Genomic DNA, 18283 nt, shown 5'->3' on the forward strand with positions numbered 1-18283 from the left:
TTGCCTTCGAGTCTCAAAATTTTCAACGTTTCAAGCTTAGAACTTACAAACATACGAAATGATCCTCCGCGTAACCCAATACGGCGAACCCATCCTCCGCGAAAAAGGTGCTAGCGTCACCGAGTTTAACGACAAGCTTAAGCAGTTTGCCCGTGACATGCTAGAGACCATGTATGACGAAGAAGGCATCGGACTAGCCGCGCAGCAAGTCGATGTCGCCAAGCAAATCTTTGTGATGGATCTCCAGCTCGGTGATCGGCCAATAGAATTTCATTATGAGATCGACGGCAAGTCTCCGCCCCTTGAGCTGATCATGCCGCTCGTCGTGGTCAACCCACAGATCGTCACCCGTGAGCCCAGTGCACCTTACGAGGAAGGCTGCTTGTCCTTCCCTAGTATCCGTGGCGAAGTCGTTCGCGATACGGTTGTCGAGATGCAATATCAAGATCTTGAGGGCGCATCCCATACCATCGTCTGCGATGGCCTCTTTGCTCGCGTTATTCTCCACGAAAACGACCACCTGCAAGGCGTGCTCTTCATTGATCATATGACGCCTCTGACTTTGCGCCCACTTCAGACCAAGATCAAGAAACTCAAGCGCTCGACCCGAGACTGGATTAAGCACTACGGTTGAGTTGCTGACACGAGCCCTTTGTTGGTTTGCACATGGCTAAAATGATGCAATGTTGAGAGTCGGATGACGAACTCAAAACGTATTGCAATCACCGGAGCCACCGGCCTCGTTGGGACTGCTCTAAACGCTGCCCTTCGAAAGCGCGGAAATATCGTAATCCCTATTTCCCGAAGCTCGCAGCCTGAAGGTGTCGTTTGGGATCTAGAAAAGGGTGAACTACCGACCGAGCAACTAAACGGTCTTGAAGCGGTTATCCATTTAGCAGGCGCTGGTGTGGCTGATGAACGCTGGACACCATCCCGCAAGCAAGTAATCCGAGATAGCCGTATCAAAAGTGCAAAGCTGCTCATTGATACACTTAGCAAAGTATCGATGCCGCCCAAGACATTCATTTCAGCATCTGGGATTGGTTATTACGGTCCTAAGCCTGCCCAGGAATGCGATGAATCCAGCCCGTTAGGTCCGGGCTTCCTAGCAGATGTTTGTCGAGAGTGGGAAACAGCTGCGCATCGAGCAGAAGAGTTTGGGGCAAGGGTTGTTATCGCACGCCTTGGAGTAATTCTATCGCCTGAAGGTGGAGCACTTGCCCGAATGCTACTGCCATTCAAGCTCGGTCTTGGTGGGCCTGTTGGCTCAGGAAAACAACGACTGGGGTGGATCGTGCTGGATGATGTAGTCCGTGCGATTCTTTTTCTGCTAGACCATTCCCAAGCAACCGGCCCATTTAATCTGACTGCTCCTCAGATCATAACAAATGCCGCGTTTGCAGATACTTTAGGCAAGGCACTCAATCGTCCGACGAAGCTGCCCGCCCCTCGATTTGCCCTCAAATTGGCCTTTGGCGAACTGGTTGATGAAACCCTGCTCGCGGACTCTCCATCCATTCCGAAGCGACTAACCGAATTAGGATTCGATTTTCAGTTTCCGAAACTCGACGCAGCTTTACGGGATATGCTTAAGTAATCTATGAACTCTGAGAAGATTGATGTTCTCGTAATCGGTGCCGGTATTGCCGGACTATTGGCGGCGCACGAATTGACAAATCAGCATGGCCTGCGTGTCGCGATTCTCGACAAGAGTCGCGGAGTTGGTGGGCGCATGGCCACTAGGCGTGATGGTGAGGCAGCCTATGATCATGGTGCTCAGTTTTTTACAGTGCGTAATCCACGCTTCAAGCAATGGGTGGACCGTTGGCTAGAGCAAGGATTGATCAAACTATGGTTCGACCAACTCGCTGACGAAGCCCCATTGATGCGCTACGCTGCGATGCCCTCGATGACTGCCATTGCCAAACAGTTGGCGGTTGGCCTTGAATTGCACCGAGAGTCGCAGGTGGTTTCCGCTCAGCGAGCAGATGGTGAATGGACGCTTGTCACGAAGTCAGGTGCTACCTATCAGGCTCCCAAACTTTTAATCAATGCTCCAGTCCCTCAAGCCATGGAAATCATCGACGCAGGTGGCATCCAATTGGCCACGGCTGACGAGCAGTTCCTTCGCTCAATTCATTATGCCAAATGCATCGTCGCTATGGTTGAACTTAATCGACCTAGCGGACTGCCTGCTCCAGGACGTATTAAATTCGACGATCAGGAACCAATCTCATGGATGGGCGACAACCAGCAAAAAGGCGTCTCGATGCGCCCAGCAATTACAATTCATAGCGGCCCTGCTTTTGCCGAGAAATACTTTGATGCTCCAGATGACGTTCGGTTGCCTCTGCTTGTGGCCGCGGCAAAGCCGTGGCTTAAGGCAGAAATCCTTTCAGTCAAAGGTCATCGCTGGAAATTTGCCCACCGTTTGACTGAACATGATCGCGATTTCTTTGGCGACCCACCACTGGGCCTATGGATGGCGGGTGACAGCTTTAATGCACCTCGTGTCGAAGGTGCCGCCATGTCTGGTTTGCTTGCGGCAGACGCGATTGCGGCGACAATATAAAACCTTGGACTAATAAACGTGTCGGCCGGCACGGCTTTGCGTTTTCACTGCCTATGCCAATCCACTACCTATTGCCTGCACTATCCGCCGCATTGTATGCGGTTTCTTCACTCTTTAGCAAACGCGCATTGGAAGAAGGCGTTGGCATTATGCGGCTTTCATTTGTGGCAAATGTAGGCTTCTTTTTGGTTTTTGCTCCTTTGGCACTATTGGCCAATGAACCGCCTGACTGGAGGGCCGTCCAATGGCCAATCCTAGCCGGAACCGGCTTTTTCCTTGGGCACGTACTAACCTTCTCAGCGATTAAATTTGGCGATGTCTCGGTGCAGGCCCCAATGATGGGGACCAAAGTCGTTTTCGTCGCCACATTCACCGTAATTATTGGTGCGGGGACTGTTCCACTACACTGGTGGATCGGAGCTGGGTTGACTGCGGTTGCCATTTTTCTCTTAGGTTTTTCTGACTGGTCAAACCGTCGCGCGGTCTGGCGAACGGCATTGTTGGCCCTGTCGGCATCGGCTATTTTCGGCCTTACAGACGCACTGGTGATGAAGCATGCAATTTCATTTGGGCCTGGGTGGTTTCTCTGCGTGGTTAACGCGGTGATGTTGCTGGAATCAATACTGCTCGTACCATTCTTTGAAGGGAAAATGAACGCAATTCCTCGCAAAGCCTGGCCCTGGCTGATCGGCGGAGCGGGCTTGATGTCCCTTCAGGCACTAGGAATTGGGATATCGATTGCTTTCTGGGGTGAGGCAACAGCCGTGAACATTATCTACGCCTCGCGAGGATTATGGGGCATTATTCTCGTCTGGATCATCGGCAGTTGGTTTGGCAACCGTGAACGCGATGCGGGCGGTAAGGTCATGGGGCGACGCTTAGTCGGTGCGATGTTACTTGTGGCATCAATCATCCTCGTGCTGATTTAGCATTGCGCTAGCGTAGCATGGGCCTACGGTTTTCCGCTTTTCCACCTAAGCGAACCACCATGGCCACACATAAGACATTACCCGGATTCCGTGATTTTTACCCTGAAGATTGTTCGCTGCGCAATCACTTGTTTTCAGTGTGGCGGCAATGCGCCAAACGCTTTGGGTTTCAGGAATACGACGGCCCAATACTTGAGTCCCTTGAGCTTTTAACCGCGAAATCTGGTGACGAGATCGCTGGCCAGCTTTTTAATTTTGAGGACAAGGGCGGACGCGCCGTTACACTGCGACCTGAGCTAACTCCCACGCTGGCTCGCATGGTCAGCGCAAAAGCAAATGCCCTTCCCCGTCCCATCAAGTGGTATAGTATTGGTGAAAACTTTCGCTACGAGCGCCAACAAAAAGGCCGCCTCCGTTCCTTTTATCAATTTAACGCAGACATTCTCGGTGAAGCTGGCCCCATTGCTGACGCCGAAGTGATCGGTTTGCTGGTCGAGAGTCTTTGTTCTCAAGGCCTCCAAAGAGATGAGTTCATTGTCCGCCTGAGTGACCGGAATCTCTGGTTCTACTTCATTGAAAGCCTGGGCTTTACCGGCGAACAGGCAACTGGCGCATTGGGCATCATCGATAAGATGGAGCGTATGCCCCCGGAAAAAGCGCTTGCCGCACTCGGTGAACTCGGTGCCCCCGATCCAGCCAAGACCTTTCAAGCGATCACTGATTTCCAGCAACTACCAGACGTTGAAGCAATCGCTGCCTTTCTCTCAAAAATGGATCTGAGCGAGGAGTCTCATGATAAATTAAATGGCCGCTTAGACGCTTGGCGCGAACTATTGGACCTGCTTGATGCCGCTGGGCTCAATGACTTCGTTAAGCTCGACTTACGTATTGTCCGCGGGCTGGCCTATTACACGGGATTTGTATTTGAGGCCTTTCAAACAGTGGGTAAAGGCCGGGCGTTAGCTGGCGGTGGACGCTATGACGATTTGCTGGAAAAGCTTGGCGGCTCTGCGATGCCCGCAGTGGGTTTCGGCATGGGCGATGTCACCCTACGCGACCTTTTGGAAGAGGTTAACCGTCTTCCCCGGCTGATTGACAAGGCTGATATATTCCTCGTCTACACCGGAGATGCTGGTTTTAAGGCGGCCCTTGGAGACGCCTACGCATTGCGGCGCCAAGGATTACGCGCAGAACTGCCCTTTCGCGAGGCAGGCATGGGTAAGCAATTTAAACAAGCGGCCCAGTCCGGGGCAGACTTTACGCTGGTCTATGGGCCGGAAGAGCTCGCACAAGGCATTGTCCAAGTGAAGCATATGCGTACCGGCGAGCAAAAGGCAGTCCCTGCCGCACAATTGGTCGGTAGCGTGCTGGCGCTATGGCGGGAAGGCTAATTATTCACGAACCGAGTGAAATTCTGCGCTTATATGCATAATATGCAAAGTTTTAGCTAATAAGATGTATATAGGACGCCTTGGGATTCACGGGCGGCAATTCGTATTGTCATCACAGTTACGAGGTGATAACTCAATGGTGACAATCTAATTATAGGAAATGCCATGAAGCTTAAAAATCTTATTGGAATCATCGTGCTTGGAGCCGCTGGCTATTTTGGCTATACGTTTCTAGTCACGAATTTCAGCGCAGAAGCCATGGTCTATAAACGCTATGCATCAGCGTTGCTTGATTCAGAACCCTCAAGAATCAAAACCCTTGTCGCTGATAATAGTGCGCTGGAGCCGTTTAAGGCCGGGCAACAGCGAAAAGATCTGATCAATGGCGAGGTCCGATTTACTTGGTATGAATTCAAAGATAAGAAATTTTCCAATGACGGTAAATCCGTCACATTGACGGTTCTCCAAAAGATGCGCGTCGATCCACCAGGAGAAGATACTTTTTACGGAACTGTCGTTCGATCCGATCGGCACGTCGTTGTTTTGGAAAAGTTTCAGTCATCTTGGCGGATAAGGTCTTTTGAGGATACGCCCATGATGAATTATCGAGCCGAGAACAGTAGCCGTCGATGATCTGGCTGCAGCAGAATCTAAAAGTTGCCTTGGGGGTTATTGGGTTGGCAGCGATTGCCCTCTTTTTCATTCTTTCAGGTGAATCTGGGCCTGAAGGTGCCATTAATTCCCGCCTCGATGACCTATGCGAGCTTGTTTCCTATGAGCAGCGGGCTCCACAGTTAGCTCAGATAACGACCACCAAGAAGCTTTCAGGATACTTTACCGAGAAGCCGTATTTGATCGCCTGGCCAGGACAAGCCGCCATCACTGATCAAAATGCGGTCAGTGGCATGTTTATGTATTTGCTCAAGTATGCCTCCGAGGCGGAGGTCTCCTTGGGGAGCCGTCAAATGACATTGCAGAACGAGACATCTGCCATTGTAACCGCCAACGTCACGGCCAAAGCCAAGGTGAACGGTGAAACAGAACGGCATTCGGGGCGTTATCGCATAGAATTGGAAGAGGTAGATGGCAACTGGTTGATTAGTTCAGCCCAGCCTATTAACTAATTTTCCGCAGACTAATTGAGGTCTTCCTTGCTCACTTTTTGGTAAGTGCTGGGCTTCGTGAAATAAAAACTTAGCATGCCCGTGTTGCGTCTAATTTTGGTAATGTTGATGCGAGCCAGTTGCTTGTCTTTGAACACCGATTCCATGGTGTAAGGCGTATAAATCCCGTCGACTTTACGGTAATCGCTGAAAGTCGTTACCAAGGGTTCAGCTTCTTCATTTGGGCGATACGAACGGCGCTTTTCCAAAAAATCAATGGCGTCGATCCAAACGTCAACAGTGTCGCCAAAACGTTCACTGCTAAGCTGCACATGATGCTCTGGCTCAGATTTATCATTAATCTCGACCCCCAAGTATCTCACATCGAAATCATACAATTGCGGGCGATCTAGTGGTGTGTGAAACGAGTTGTTTAAACGAAAAAATCGAAGTTGCGCATCAGTAAGCAGATTGGCCCCCAATTCTGGTCGACCAGAAATCCAGCGCCAGCCATCATGCCCATCATGCACTTGAATGATTGTTTCTTCGTCCAGAGTAAGCGTGTAGCGAATCTCCCCAGTATCCTTCTGGTTCAATTCAAAAGAGTAAGTTTGCCCACCCTGCTGAATTTCACCAATAATAGCGACACTGCGAATATTTAAAAATGCAGAAGATTCCGCTCGTGCTTGCCGATAGCGGTTTAGCAAATCCTGTAAGTCCGAAGATGAAAACTGGGCTTGTACGGCGATTGCGGAGAATAAGAAAAATATTATTGTCCGAAAGTGACTGGTCATTCGTAAATTAGAATTGTAGGGAAAATTCATGATAGAGCATTCTCTAAAGTTGGCAAAGAAAATACGAGTAGTAGCGCATGCATAAGCGCCTATCTATCATGCAATAAGAAGGACGGATGCGCCCTACTCAGTTTCACCGTGATCCAGAGCAATCTTGTACAGGAATGCATCACGCAGGGCCTCTAGAGAGGCCTCAATTATGTCGTCTGAGGCACCGACAGTGCCCCAAATATTAACGCCATCCGTCGATTCCACCTGCACGCGAATGATCGCTTTAACACCTTTTTGCCCATCGAGAATGCGCACCTTGAAATCAGTCAAGCGCACGTCGTTAACTTGTGGAAACTCATGGGAAAGCGCCTTGCGCAGCGCTCCATCAAGGGCACCGACCGGCCCCGTGGATTCATCAACCACATGGTAAATGTTTTCGCCAATTTTGACCTTTACGGTGGCCTCAGCCGTCACGTCATCCGTCCATTCACCGTACTCATCGATAACTTTGTAATTGAGCACCTTGAACGGATCGGCCTTCTGGTTCACATAGCGCCGGATGAGCAGCTTGAAGGAAGCATCGGCGGCTTCGTATTCGTAGCCACGGAATTCCAATTGCTTAAGCTCGTCCAGGAAATGAGTCATCGCTGGCGATTTCGATTCCACATCGAGCCCCATCTCTTGAGCCTTCATCATGATCGAAGCGCGGCCAGACATATCCGAAACCACCACGCGCGTGCGGTTGCCCACGGCCTCAGGGGCAATGTGTTCGTAAGAATGCTTCACCTTGTTAACAGCGTCTGCATGCACCCCTCCTTTGTGGACAAAGGCCGACGCGCCGACGTAAGGCTGCTTGCTGTCATGGCGTTGATTCGCCAATTCCGCAGTGAATAGAGACAAATCGCGCAAGCGACTGATGTGCTCCGCGCAGGCCATCGGGTAGCCCATTTTCAACGAGAGATTCGGGATGACTGTCGTCAAGTTCGCGTTGCCAATGCGTTCGCCATAGCCGTTCATCGTGCCCTGCACCATAACGGCACCCGCTTCGACGCCGGCCAGCGTCACCGCAACACCCAAACCAGCGTCATTATGGCAGTGCATACCAATCTTTGTCTTGGGAAAATGCTTCTGTACTGCACCGACAATGTTTTGAACTTCGCCAACCAATGTTCCCCCGTTGGTGTCACAGAGGGTTAGGAATTCCGCACCGCCGCGTTGAGCAGCTTCCAGCGTTGCTAGAGCGAACTTTGGGTTGTCCTTGTAACCGTCAAAAAAGTGCTCGGCATCATAGACAACTTCACGGCCGTTATCCTTCAGGTAACGAACGGTGTCCTCGATCATCTTGATGTTTTCCTCGGCAGTCGTACGAAGAACCTCGGTCACATGCATGAGCCAAGTTTTGCCGAAAATAGTCACGACCGGCGTTTCGGCTTCGAGAAGAAGCTTAACCTGTGGATCGACCTCTACTGCATTGCTCGCACGACGCGTGGAGCCAAATGCCGCCACCTTGGCGCGCTTCAGCGTGACCTTGCGGATCTGATCGAAAAAAGCCATGTCACGCGGGTTTGAGCCCGGCCAGCCGCCCTCAATATAATCGATGCCAAACGAGTCCAGTTTCTCCGCCAGGCGCACTTTGGAGCTAACGGTGAAGGAGATGCCCTCGCCCTGCGTGCCGTCGCGCAAGGTGGTGTCATACAGAAAAACGTTTGGTTTCGCGGATTCCATGGGGATTGAAAAACGGAGCATTGTGCCAGATTCTGCCGCTTGGCCAAGTCTGAAAGTAAGAGTTTCCCAGTTGCAAGTTCAGCCCAATCAGCTGTAATTTGTTAAGTTTCTCCCATGATACAAACCGACGACCTCAATCCAATGATCAACCGCGCCTTCCTTCTGGGGGTACAAGGGCCACGGACGCCTGACGGAGAGGCTGAAACCCTACTCGATGAATTGGAGGAATTGGTTTCGAATCTGGGCATCGGCGTCGAAGAAAAGCGCGTGATAAAAGTCCGCCAGCCAAACGCCGCTTTTCTCCTCGGCTCGGGCAAAGTCCGCGAAATTGTCGAAGAGATCAAACAGCACGGCTGGGATTCACTCATTTTCGACGAGCCAATGACTCCCGGACAACAGCGCAATTGGGAGAAAGAGCTTGGCGGGAAGGTGCTCGTGATCGATCGCCAAGAGATCATCTTGGACATTTTTAATAGCCGAGCACAGACCAAAGAAGCCTCACTTCAAGTGGAATTAGCTCGCTTGGAATATGAACTGCCGCGCATGAAGCGCGCGTGGTCTCACCTCGACCGACAACGCGGTGGCGGTGCCATGCAGCGTGACGCGGGGGAAACCCAGCTCGAAATTGACCAGCGATTGATCCGCACCCGGATCGCACGGCTTAAAAAGGAACTAAACGAGGTGCTTCAGCACCGCGAAGTGCAGCGTAAGCGCCGCAATAGAGTCCCGCTGCCATCAGCATCCATTGTGGGCTATACCAACGCTGGCAAGTCCAGCTTGCTCAATCGAATTACTCAATCCGATGTCTTGGCGGCAGACAAACTCTTTGCCACCCTGGACCCCACGACACGTCGCACGATTTTGCCGAATGGCCAAACTTTGCTGATGACAGACACTGTGGGATTCATCCGCCGCCTCCCTCACCGACTTGTCGAGGCCTTTAAGGCCACTTTGGAAGAAGCCGTTGTTGCCACGTTCCTTATCCATCTACTGGATGCCTCCAGCCCAGATGTCGCCCAGCATTACGCCACGACGATGGGTGTGCTAAAGGAACTCAAAGCAGACGAAAAAACGATTTTAACCGTCTTCAACAAAGTAGATCGCGTCGAAGATCGCATGCAATTGGCTATGCTGCGGCACGACTACCCGGACGCACTTTTTATCAGCGTTAAGACTGGCGAGGGGCTGGATACCCTTCTCCGTCTCTGTGAACAGAGCATCGGCGAATGGGCGGAAACCGTTGAGCTAATGATCCCACATGATCGATATGATCTTGTGAACCGTTTACACGAGGCTGGAGCAGTCACTAGCAAGAAGGTGCTGGACGAAGGCGTACACATTGTCGGGGCTATTCCTTTACGATTACTCGATCCTGTGAAGCAGTTTCTTGTAAATGGCAAGACGCCTGCTTAACTTTGCCTCTATGAAATATTCGCTGCTGGGACTACTGCTTGCGTGCTGCTTATTAGCAACCGGCTTTCGCCCCGTGTCTCCCGAAGATCGCGCACGGGAGCTAATTCAGCGCACAGAAGGCCATTTCGGCATTCGTGAACATGCTGAGCTCTACCGCTATGTCCGCGCTACCAGTGACGGCGAAATCTACGACGGCCATATGCTCATCATCTTTCGATACGAGAAAGATGAGGTAAACGGCGTCTTCCGACTCTTGCCCGATAATGACAATGAAGGCGTCACTCTAATTAGTCAGCAATTACCTGGGAAATTACCTGCACTGGGCGTTTATGACCACAATAAGGACACGGGCGGCCCCGTCGAAACCGAGGAACTTCATCAAAAGCTCGGTGACACTGACTGGTTCTTTGAAGGCATTTACGACGATGACAAGAACCCGTGGACTTATCGGAATACTGGCTCCATTACTTACCGAGGGACTTCTGCCGATGTCATTGAAGCAACCTACTCGGATAAACGCCTGAAAGACGCCGTTGGCTATGACCACCGCCGCATTTTAATTCGCCAGTCAGATGATCAACCACTATCATCTGAATTTTACAACAGCGAGGGACAGCTCATCTACGTCATCGATCTCCTTGGTAGTGAACACTTTGAATATCAAGGAAAAGAGCAGGCTCGCACTAAACAGCTTCAATTGATCGACTTTGATGCGGGTTCCACGACTGTATTTACCCGTATTCGCAGCAACTGGAACCCACAACTACCAGCGGATATCTTTGAACTGGATTTCGCGCCTAAATGGGACAAATCTACTGACGACATGGTTGTCTCAAAGCTATTACGGGATCAGCCGGCAAACTAAGCATGCCCCCCCCCCCTTCATCAGAAATAATTTCCCGCGGTTTGACTGGTTGCTGTCCCAAATGCGGTACCCGTGGGCTCTTTCGCCATTGGTTTCGTTTGCACGAATCATGCAACAAATGTGGCCTGAGCTTGGGCAAAGAAGATGGTTTTTATCTCGGCACAACGTCAATTGGTTACGTCCTGGCGATCATTGTGGTGCTAATTCCCGTATGCTTCCTGGTAGTCACGGATGTGATCGGTGTTTGGCTCGGCGTTTCGATTGGTATCTTCGGCAGCCTCGTGCTCGTTGCTGCAATTTACCCAGCAATGCTCTGCGCCTTAATTACCGTCTATTACCTATTCAGACCGCAAGAACTCGTTGATTCCCAAAACGACTCCTCTGACTAATTTGCTTGTTCTCAAGCGTGGTCAACGGACGCATCTTCAGAGGTAGAGATCAGTTGCAGGAGCTCCTTCGGGTCTTGGAACAAATAATCTGGCTGCTGCTTAGCGAGCACATGATGTTTATTAAAGCCCCAGCAAACACCGACCGAACCCACTCCTGCTTTATTGGCTGCAAGGAGGTCGCGATATTCATCGCCAACATAGACAACTTCATTCGCCTCAAGTGTGAATGTTTTCATGACGGCCTTCAGATTCTTAGATTTTCCTCCAAGTTTCGATACGCTGCTAATGAAGTCAAAGAATTCAAGATTTTCCTTAGCTAGGAAAGCCTCAACGTTGGATTTAGCGTTAGAGGTAACAATGCCAAGTATTTTCACTTGTGGCCGCAAAGCGCACAAAACCTCAGGCATACCGGCGATTGGCTTGATTTCAATGATGCGCTTGCCGATGATACGCCGCCCTTCACGGATCAATGAAGGGATTTTCATGCGAGGAATGTCATAGCTACGAATGAATTCTTTTGTCGTCATGTTCCGCGCACGAGGCAGATCATCCGGCAATAACTGCTTATAGCCATAGACTGGTGCTAATCGATTAAACAAGCGAAGTGCCTCGCTGAAAGTGTCGGCAATAGTGCCGTCAAAATCGAAGATAAGGGCTGTCGGGGCCTGCTGTTGCTTGACGGACATAGCACGCAGAATCATTGGAATAAACAACGCTATTGCAAATGCGAATATCTATCAGCCAAACGTTTAGCCAACGTTGCTAGATGCCAAAGAAAATAGCAACACAGCTTATTGCCGGTTCTCCGCCTTATGGATGGTTTTTTAAAGCTAAAACGGCACGTCTTCGTCTATGCCGTCGTCAGAAGCAGTCGGTGTAGATTTCGTTTGACGAGGTGGAGGCGCGGAACGTTCGTAGGATTCATCGCTGTTATCAGACTCGCCCGAACCACTCTCACGGCCACCAACGAATTTAAATGTCTCGCAAACAACCATCAGTTTGCTGCGTTTTTCTCCTTGTGGCGTTTCCCACTTATCAAGTCGAAGACGACCTTCGACAAGTATCGGGCTGCCCTTACTGAGGTATTTAGAAATGACCTCAGCGCTACGGCCAAAAGAATCTACGTCAATAAACGCAACTTCCTCGCGCTGCTCGCCCTCTTTAGTCGTGAATTGTCGGTTCACCGCTAGAGTGAACTTACAAATCGACATGCCGCCTGGCGTGACCCGCATTTCGGGGGCCGCCACCAAGTTGCCCATAATGATGACTTTATTAAATGAGGCCATAAAAACAAGACTCAGGCTTTGTCTAGCCTGAGTCAAGCGTTGCGACGTGGATTCACACCCTACGCCGTAAAATTACTTAATTTCTTGGATCAAAACGCGGTTCACTGTCTTATCTAGACGGAAACGCTCATTGATTTGAGCAGGGCTCTCTGGCGCTGCATCCATTTCATACTCAACGTAAAGACCACTTGGCATCCGGCGGTCAGTAACACGGATGAAATCTTGGTTGCCCAAGTTATCGACCTTAGTAACGTTGACGCCAACGCTGGTTAGGTTTTCCTTAATCGAATCGACCAGCGTTTCTACCGCTTCGGTGTAGTTGCGTGTGTCGAGAATGAATGTAGCGCGGTAGCGCTTAGTTGTTGCTGTCTGGCTCATGATTGCTGGGAGGTGAAATACGGGTGTTAATACGGTTCATCGCGATAGTTGTCCCTTGCTCCGCCAAAAGACGTAATCCATCGATATACTCAGGAAACTGCGATTGTATGTGAATGTTTTCTTCGTTTGTAAATTTGCCAAGAACCCAATTGATCAGATCTCCGCGATGCGGATTGCCACCAATTCCAATGCGATATCGCACAAAGCCGCTACCCATATGCTTTAACAAACTGGCTACTCCATTATGACCACCAGCACTTCCATTGATGGTAATTTTGCAGCGACCTAGCTCAAGGTTGATTTCGTCATATATCACGACTATAGTTTCAACCGGAACCTTCAGGTAACGCATGACGGCACCGAGAGCGACGCCACTTTCGTTCATATAAGTTTCTGGCTTAACAAGAATTATGGATTGTCCAGCAATCGTTACTTTAGCCATTTTCGCTTGGAGGCGCTTTTGCAGCTTCCACTCGGCACGGCAGGCAACAGCCAACTGATCCACAACTTGAAATCCGACATTGTGGCGCGTATCGCGATATTCAAGTCCGGGATTTCCCAAACCAGCAATAACGGAAACGGCCATCTTGGCAAAGAACAGGGTTAAAACGCGATCAGCGACTCAATGGTGCTGACCGCGGAAATTGAAACTTATTCAGCTTCTGCTTCGACTTCAGGTTCAGCCGTTGTGGTAGCAGCTTCAAGCTTCGCAGGAGAAGCAACTGCAACGATCACCATGTCTGGTTCACCATCGAAATGAACGCCTTCCAGCACAGGAAGGTCTTCGAGATGGACTGCATCACCCACATTCAAAGCTGAAACATTGATTTCAATGAATTCCGGCAAATTGCGTGGCAAGCAATGGACTTCAACTTCGTGCACCACTAGGTCAAGCAGACCACCACCGGTTTTGACGCCGATTGGTTCACCAACGATGTGAACTGGGATATGCGCGTGAATCGATTCACCAGCGACAACTTCCAAAAAGTCAATGTGGCGGAACCGATCAGTCAGCGGATCGCGTTGTGTTTCGTGAATCAGTGCTTGAATGCTCTGATTTTCTTCAACGTTAAGGGTAATGACTGCGGTCGCCCCGGCGACCTCGCGCAATAGCATCTGAAAGTCTCGCTCAGCGACTGCAAAATTGCAGTTGCCGCTTTTACCGTAGATGACTGCAGGGATCATTCCCTGTGCGCGCAGGCGTCGTGAATTACCACGGCCAATGCCCTCACGTTTTTTTACGGACAGGAGGTGTTCGCTCATGTTTTTTCTGGGTGTTATTTGTATTCGGAAACTCCCGCAAGATTATGCGGAAACGAACCAAAGAATCATTTATCGACATTATGGCAATCAAAACTTTTACCAATTTGAATGCCAAAATTCGACCTAAAGGAGCTACCGGTTGAGTGGTCAGCAAGAAAGTGGTGGAACCAGCGCGTCGAAAATCCTAATGGGCGTATAACTTCAATTCAGCATAGTTGCACAGTCAGTCCATCATTCTCAGATTGGCCTCATGTCTTTAAAGGATCAACAAAAACGGCGTTGCCAAGGCAAGAATCGGCGTTCTTGATTGATTGTTTTGATTGATGAGAAAATTCATTTGTGAGATCGTAAAATTCGTCAGCATCCAGGCCGTTATTACGGTTACGATCCTGTCAGTCTTTTTCGGCATCCCAGAAAAGTATCATTACCTCGCGTCTACCGAGGATAAGGCCTTCCGCTTTTATCACGCAGAGTCCCCTCGCCTCATCCTCATTGGTGACTCTGGAGTTGCCTACGGGATGAAGTCAGACATCCTCGCCAAGCAGTTTCCACAGTTTACCGTGGTAAATATGGCCCTGATGGCGGGTCTGGGCTTTCGCAATATCATGGCTGAAGTAGAGGAAGACCTTCGCCCGGGCGATGTCGTGGTAATGATTTTCGCCCATCAGGTCTTCGATCGTAATATCCTGCACTATCAGTATTGGAACTACATTGCCTACCGCCCAGAAATGCTCAAGCGGATGAAATGGCGCGACGTACCGTTCCTCATGGACAACAGCTGGTTTATCTTCAATCGAGCTTTGCACGTTTACCGCCGTATAATGACGTGGAAATTGCATCCACCGCGCGATGGACCGGTTAATCGAGCAGGCTTCGACGAATATGGCGACCTCATAGCCCACCACGGCGGCAAAACAGTCCCGGGAACAAAATTTGAAATGGTTGACCTAAAACTGGATGATCCACGTTTTTCCAAGGAAGTCGTTAAGGAGATGAACGCCTTTGCTGACACTGCCCGTGCCCATGGTGCTCAGGTGTATTACATGTTTCCGGCAATCCCTGATGTTGCTTGGGAAGCGAACGGTGAGAAGATTCGTGAAGCGGCTGCCTATGCCATTGACGGCCTGAACTTTCCTGTAATCAATTCCGTAGAAGAAATGGTCTATCCCGCCAGCGAATTCTACGACACCAATTACCATATGCTCGGTGAGGGCGCGACTCGCCGGACCAAGTTACTGGCTGAGCGTCTCCAAGAGCAGTTTGATCAGGAGGAGAAGTCGAAATGACCACTAACGCCGTCAATTTGCCCGCACCAAAGCCGCATGACCTACGCCTTTTTATCAAGGAATTCGGGAAATTTGCAGTAATTCAATTCATTGTCCTCGGGTTCTGCCTTTACTGCTTCTTCAGCTTCCCACGCGATAACGACCCCAGCGCCTGGGGCTTGGAAAAGCGCCAACGGATGGAAACCACGCCAGGTCCGAGATTGGTTATCATGGGCGACTCCAATGTCGTACTCGGCTTAAACTCTGGACCAATTGCCGCAGCTTTCCCCGAATACCATCCCGTGAATGCCGGACTCTACGCCTTCCTTGGGCACCGCATCATTTTGGAGGAAATAGCGGATATGGTGCAAAAAGACGATGTAGTTGTCCTGACTTGGGCCTATTCCCACTTTGCTAAAAACGAAATCCAGTCGCTCTATTACCACTACGCCGTCCAGCGTCCAGAGTCCTTCAAGCATTTCACTTGGGAAGAGACATCTTGGTTCCTCGACTCTGGCATGACACTGATCAAAGAGGCAATGAAGCGCACACGGAAGATTGTTTTGCGTCACGAGCGCGATCCTTTCGGCAAACCTTACGGCCGCGACAATCTCAATGAATACGGCGATGGCATTGGACATTACGGCATGCCCAGCCCTCCCGGCACCACAACCACCATAAAGCAGCTTGTCTGCACCCCAGACGGCTATACGGGCAAAGTCATCGACATGTTAAACGATTTCAATGCACGTATGGAGGCCAAGGGCGCACATGTGCTATTTGCCTATCCACCAATCTCTGAGGCCTCCTACGAGGAGAATAAAGAGGCCTTGCAGTTGCTTGATAAAACCCTACGCACAGAGCTCGACTTCCCAGTGATCAATCAGCAAAACGAAAAGTTCTATGAGCCTGAAGAGTTCTTCGACACCGCCTATCATCTCAAGAAAGACGCGGTCTTTGATCGAACCGATCGCCTTATTGAAAACCTCCGTCCCTACCTGCTAATTGAGCCTGAATCGGAAAAGGTTGCCCCACAAAACCAGCCATAACTGATAACAATACCCTACACGCAGCCAGCCAATGAGACGCTTCCTGCTAGAAATGACGAAGTTTTTTGGATTACAGAGCGTGATTCTAGGCATTAGCCTGATGACGTTCTTCGGTGTGCCCAATAAGCATCATTACCTAGCAGCATCGCAGGATAAAAAACGAATTTTGGAGGACGCACCCAGCCCGCGCATGATCATCATCGGGGATTCTGGCGGTGCCTACGGCATTTGCTCACCCATTCTCCAAGAACGTTTTCCTGACTATCATGTCGTCAATATGGCACTTATGGCCGCTGTCGGCTTACCGTCAATGCTCGCCGAGGTTCACGACGAATTACGCCCCGGCGACGTGGTTATCATGGTCCTTGCATACCAACACTACGACCGCTACGTGCCGAGCTGGGAATACTTTACATATCTGTCCTACCGTCCCGACATGATGTTCACGAAGCCTTTGCGGGAAGTCCCGGAACTCTGTCAAACGGGCTACTACCTCTTCAATCGTGCCATCAAGGGTATGTTGCGAACGATCACCAAGGGGCCACATGTCCCCCGTAAGCCACCACTGCACCGCGAAGGCTTCAATAAATACGGCGACCTCGTGGCGCACTATACCATGACGCCGCCTGGGAACATCGACTTCAGCATGGCAGACCTCACCTTCAGCCGCCCTCGCTACAGCAAGGCGGTGTTAAAGGACCTCAACCAGTTCAACGTCGACGCCAAGGCGAAAGGAGCGCAAGTCTACTTGTTGTTCCCCGCTATTAGCACAACCACGTGGGAAGAAAATGGCGAAGTTATCCGCGAAATCTCTGATTACGTCGTCGAAAACATCGACTACCCGATTCTCAACCAGCCACAGGATGTCATTTATCCGGAAGAGGACTTCTTCGACACTTTTTACCACCTCACCGGTGAAGCTGCCCAACGCCGCACGACCAGTCTGGCCGAAGATCTCGAACCCTACATACAACCATGAAGCCCACTCTCCTCGTCCTCGCCGCTGGCATGGGTAGCCGTTACGGCGGACTCAAGCAACTCGACCAAATGGGACCGCAGGGCGAAACACTGCTTGATTATTCCCTCCGCGACGCCCACCAAGCTGGTTTTGGTAAGGTTGTTTTTGTCATCCGCAAAGACTTTGCTGACGCCTTTAAGACCTCTGTTGGTGCCCGACACGCCGACCAAATCGAAGTTGCCTATGCCTTTCAGGAGCTTACCGACCTGCCCGCCGGTTTCACGGTTCCGACCGATCGAATCAAGCCTTGGGGCACCGCCCATGCCATCCGTGCGGCGAGAGATGTCATTAATGAGCCTTTCGTCGCCATTAATGCCGACGACTACTACGGTGCCGACGCCTATCAGCGAATTGCCCAGTACCTTCAATCAGATACCAGCTCGGCCACGACCGACATCGCCATGGTTGGTTACCCGATCCACAATACGCTCTCGCCGCATGGGTCGGTCAACCGTGGCGTCTGCTCACTCAATGGCCTCTACCTGCAAACCGTGGAGGAGCATACGCAGATCTCTGAACGTAAAGGCGTAATTCGCGGCAACAACCTTGCGGGCGAAAGCGTCGTTATTGATCCCAAGACCCTCGTTTCGATGAATTTTTGGGCCTTCCCGCCAAGTTTTTTCGAGCCACTCGAAGCCTACTTCACCGATTTCCTGCGAGAACGCGGCAACGAGCTAAAATCAGAGTGCTATATCCCCACCGTCGTCGACGACATGATCAAGGCAGGCCAAACCCGTTGCGCCGTGCTCCCCACCACTGGAGAATGGTTCGGCGTCACCTATCCCGAAGACAAGCCCCTCGTCCAAGAACGCCTCCTCGCCCTCACCGTTTAATCAAATGGCCAAAGCCCAG

At 50.7% G+C, this 18283-nt stretch carries 21 protein-coding genes; 14 read left to right on the forward strand and 7 right to left on the reverse strand.

Annotation, left to right across the window (positions count from 1 at the left end; all coding sequences use genetic code 11):
- Positions 1-58 precede the first annotated feature (58 nt).
- From def to IE065_RS07145, 7 genes are all read left to right on the forward strand, one after another.
- Complete coding sequence (def, locus tag IE065_RS07115; protein ID WP_189513346.1) at positions 59-634, forward strand: peptide deformylase; 576 nt, start codon at positions 59-61, stop codon at positions 632-634.
- Positions 635-697: 63 nt separating this feature from the next.
- Positions 698-1597: a TIGR01777 family oxidoreductase gene (locus IE065_RS07120; protein WP_189513348.1), complete on the forward strand. Its 900-nt coding sequence runs from the start codon at positions 698-700 to the stop codon at positions 1595-1597.
- Between the two features lie 3 nt (positions 1598-1600).
- Positions 1601-2572, forward strand: coding sequence for an NAD(P)/FAD-dependent oxidoreductase (locus tag IE065_RS07125; RefSeq protein WP_189513350.1), 972 nt, complete (start codon positions 1601-1603; stop codon positions 2570-2572).
- A 53-nt stretch (positions 2573-2625) separates the two neighbouring features.
- Positions 2626-3501: a DMT family transporter gene (locus tag IE065_RS07130; protein WP_189513352.1), complete on the forward strand. Its 876-nt coding sequence runs from the start codon at positions 2626-2628 to the stop codon at positions 3499-3501.
- Between the two features lie 59 nt (positions 3502-3560).
- Positions 3561-4892, forward strand: coding sequence for a histidine--tRNA ligase (hisS, locus tag IE065_RS07135; RefSeq protein WP_189513354.1), 1332 nt, complete (start codon positions 3561-3563; stop codon positions 4890-4892).
- Between the two features lie 165 nt (positions 4893-5057).
- Positions 5058-5525: a hypothetical protein gene (locus tag IE065_RS07140; protein WP_189513357.1), complete on the forward strand. Its 468-nt coding sequence runs from the start codon at positions 5058-5060 to the stop codon at positions 5523-5525.
- Positions 5522-6016, forward strand: coding sequence for a nuclear transport factor 2 family protein (locus IE065_RS07145; protein ID WP_189513359.1), 495 nt, complete (start codon positions 5522-5524; stop codon positions 6014-6016). Before IE065_RS07140 ends, IE065_RS07145 begins: the two co-directional genes overlap by 4 nt.
- An 11-nt stretch (positions 6017-6027) precedes the next feature.
- Here the strand turns inward: IE065_RS07145 and IE065_RS07150 are convergent, their stop codons facing one another.
- Together IE065_RS07150 and cimA are read right to left on the reverse strand one after the other, a co-directional pair.
- Complete coding sequence (locus IE065_RS07150) at positions 6028-6789, reverse strand: hypothetical protein (protein WP_194500010.1); 762 nt, start codon at positions 6787-6789, stop codon at positions 6028-6030.
- 123 nt (positions 6790-6912) lie between these two features.
- Positions 6913-8505: a citramalate synthase gene (gene cimA, locus IE065_RS07155; protein WP_189513363.1), complete on the reverse strand. Its 1593-nt coding sequence runs from the start codon at positions 8503-8505 to the stop codon at positions 6913-6915.
- A 114-nt stretch (positions 8506-8619) separates the two neighbouring features.
- Here cimA and hflX point away from each other — a divergent pair, with 114 nt between their 5' ends.
- From hflX to IE065_RS07170, 3 genes are read left to right on the forward strand one after another with little or no spacing between them, the layout of a single operon-like run.
- Positions 8620-9918, forward strand: a complete 1299-nt coding sequence (gene hflX, locus IE065_RS07160; protein ID WP_229792071.1) for a GTPase HflX — start codon at positions 8620-8622, stop codon at positions 9916-9918.
- A gap of 10 nt (positions 9919-9928) precedes the next feature.
- On the forward strand, positions 9929-10783 hold the full coding sequence (locus IE065_RS07165) for an outer membrane lipoprotein-sorting protein (RefSeq protein WP_189513365.1): 855 nt from the start codon (positions 9929-9931) through the stop codon (positions 10781-10783).
- A 2-nt stretch (positions 10784-10785) separates the two neighbouring features.
- Positions 10786-11172 (forward strand): DUF983 domain-containing protein, encoded by a 387-nt coding sequence (locus IE065_RS07170; protein WP_189513367.1) that lies wholly within the window; start codon positions 10786-10788, stop codon positions 11170-11172.
- A gap of 11 nt (positions 11173-11183) precedes the next feature.
- On the opposite strand, the gene IE065_RS07175 is transcribed toward IE065_RS07170, so the two are convergent.
- The 5 genes from IE065_RS07175 to IE065_RS07195 form a co-directional block, all read right to left on the reverse strand.
- Positions 11184-11873, reverse strand: a complete 690-nt coding sequence (locus IE065_RS07175) for an HAD hydrolase-like protein (RefSeq protein WP_189513368.1) — start codon at positions 11871-11873, stop codon at positions 11184-11186.
- Positions 11874-12002: 129 nt separating this feature from the next.
- Complete coding sequence (locus IE065_RS07180; protein WP_189513370.1) at positions 12003-12458, reverse strand: single-stranded DNA-binding protein; 456 nt, start codon at positions 12456-12458, stop codon at positions 12003-12005.
- 72 nt (positions 12459-12530) lie between these two features.
- Positions 12531-12836 carry a 30S ribosomal protein S6 gene (locus tag IE065_RS07185; protein ID WP_189513372.1) on the reverse strand — a complete coding sequence of 102 codons (306 nt, stop codon included), beginning with the start codon at positions 12834-12836 and terminating at the stop codon, positions 12531-12533.
- The gene (pth, locus tag IE065_RS07190) at positions 12814-13422 is read right to left on the reverse strand and encodes an aminoacyl-tRNA hydrolase (RefSeq protein WP_189513374.1); all 609 of its coding nucleotides are present in this window, start codon (positions 13420-13422) and stop codon (positions 12814-12816) included. Before pth ends, IE065_RS07185 begins: the two co-directional genes overlap by 23 nt.
- 65 nt (positions 13423-13487) lie before the next feature.
- Positions 13488-14099: a 50S ribosomal protein L25 gene (locus IE065_RS07195; protein WP_189513376.1), complete on the reverse strand. Its 612-nt coding sequence runs from the start codon at positions 14097-14099 to the stop codon at positions 13488-13490.
- 323 nt (positions 14100-14422) lie between these two features.
- Between IE065_RS07195 and IE065_RS07200 the strand changes: the two genes are divergently transcribed.
- The 4 genes from IE065_RS07200 to IE065_RS07215 are packed head-to-tail and all read left to right on the forward strand — an operon-like array spanning position 14423 to position 18264.
- Positions 14423-15385 carry an SGNH/GDSL hydrolase family protein gene (locus tag IE065_RS07200; RefSeq protein ID WP_189513378.1) on the forward strand — a complete coding sequence of 321 codons (963 nt, stop codon included), beginning with the start codon at positions 14423-14425 and terminating at the stop codon, positions 15383-15385.
- The gene (locus IE065_RS07205; RefSeq protein ID WP_189513380.1) at positions 15382-16413 is read left to right on the forward strand and encodes a hypothetical protein; all 1032 of its coding nucleotides are present in this window, start codon (positions 15382-15384) and stop codon (positions 16411-16413) included. The genes IE065_RS07200 and IE065_RS07205 overlap by 4 nt, the downstream gene beginning before the upstream one ends.
- 31 nt (positions 16414-16444) lie before the next feature.
- Entirely contained in the window at positions 16445-17392 is a 948-nt protein-coding gene (locus IE065_RS07210) for a hypothetical protein (protein WP_189513382.1), read from the forward strand.
- Positions 17389-18264, forward strand: coding sequence for a nucleotidyltransferase family protein (locus tag IE065_RS07215; RefSeq protein WP_189513384.1), 876 nt, complete (start codon positions 17389-17391; stop codon positions 18262-18264). Before IE065_RS07210 ends, IE065_RS07215 begins: the two co-directional genes overlap by 4 nt.
- The last annotated feature ends 19 nt before the right edge of the window (positions 18265-18283 follow it).

The organism is Cerasicoccus arenae, assembly GCF_014651635.1.
Classification (GTDB): Bacteria; Verrucomicrobiota; Verrucomicrobiia; order Opitutales; family Cerasicoccaceae; genus Cerasicoccus; species Cerasicoccus arenae.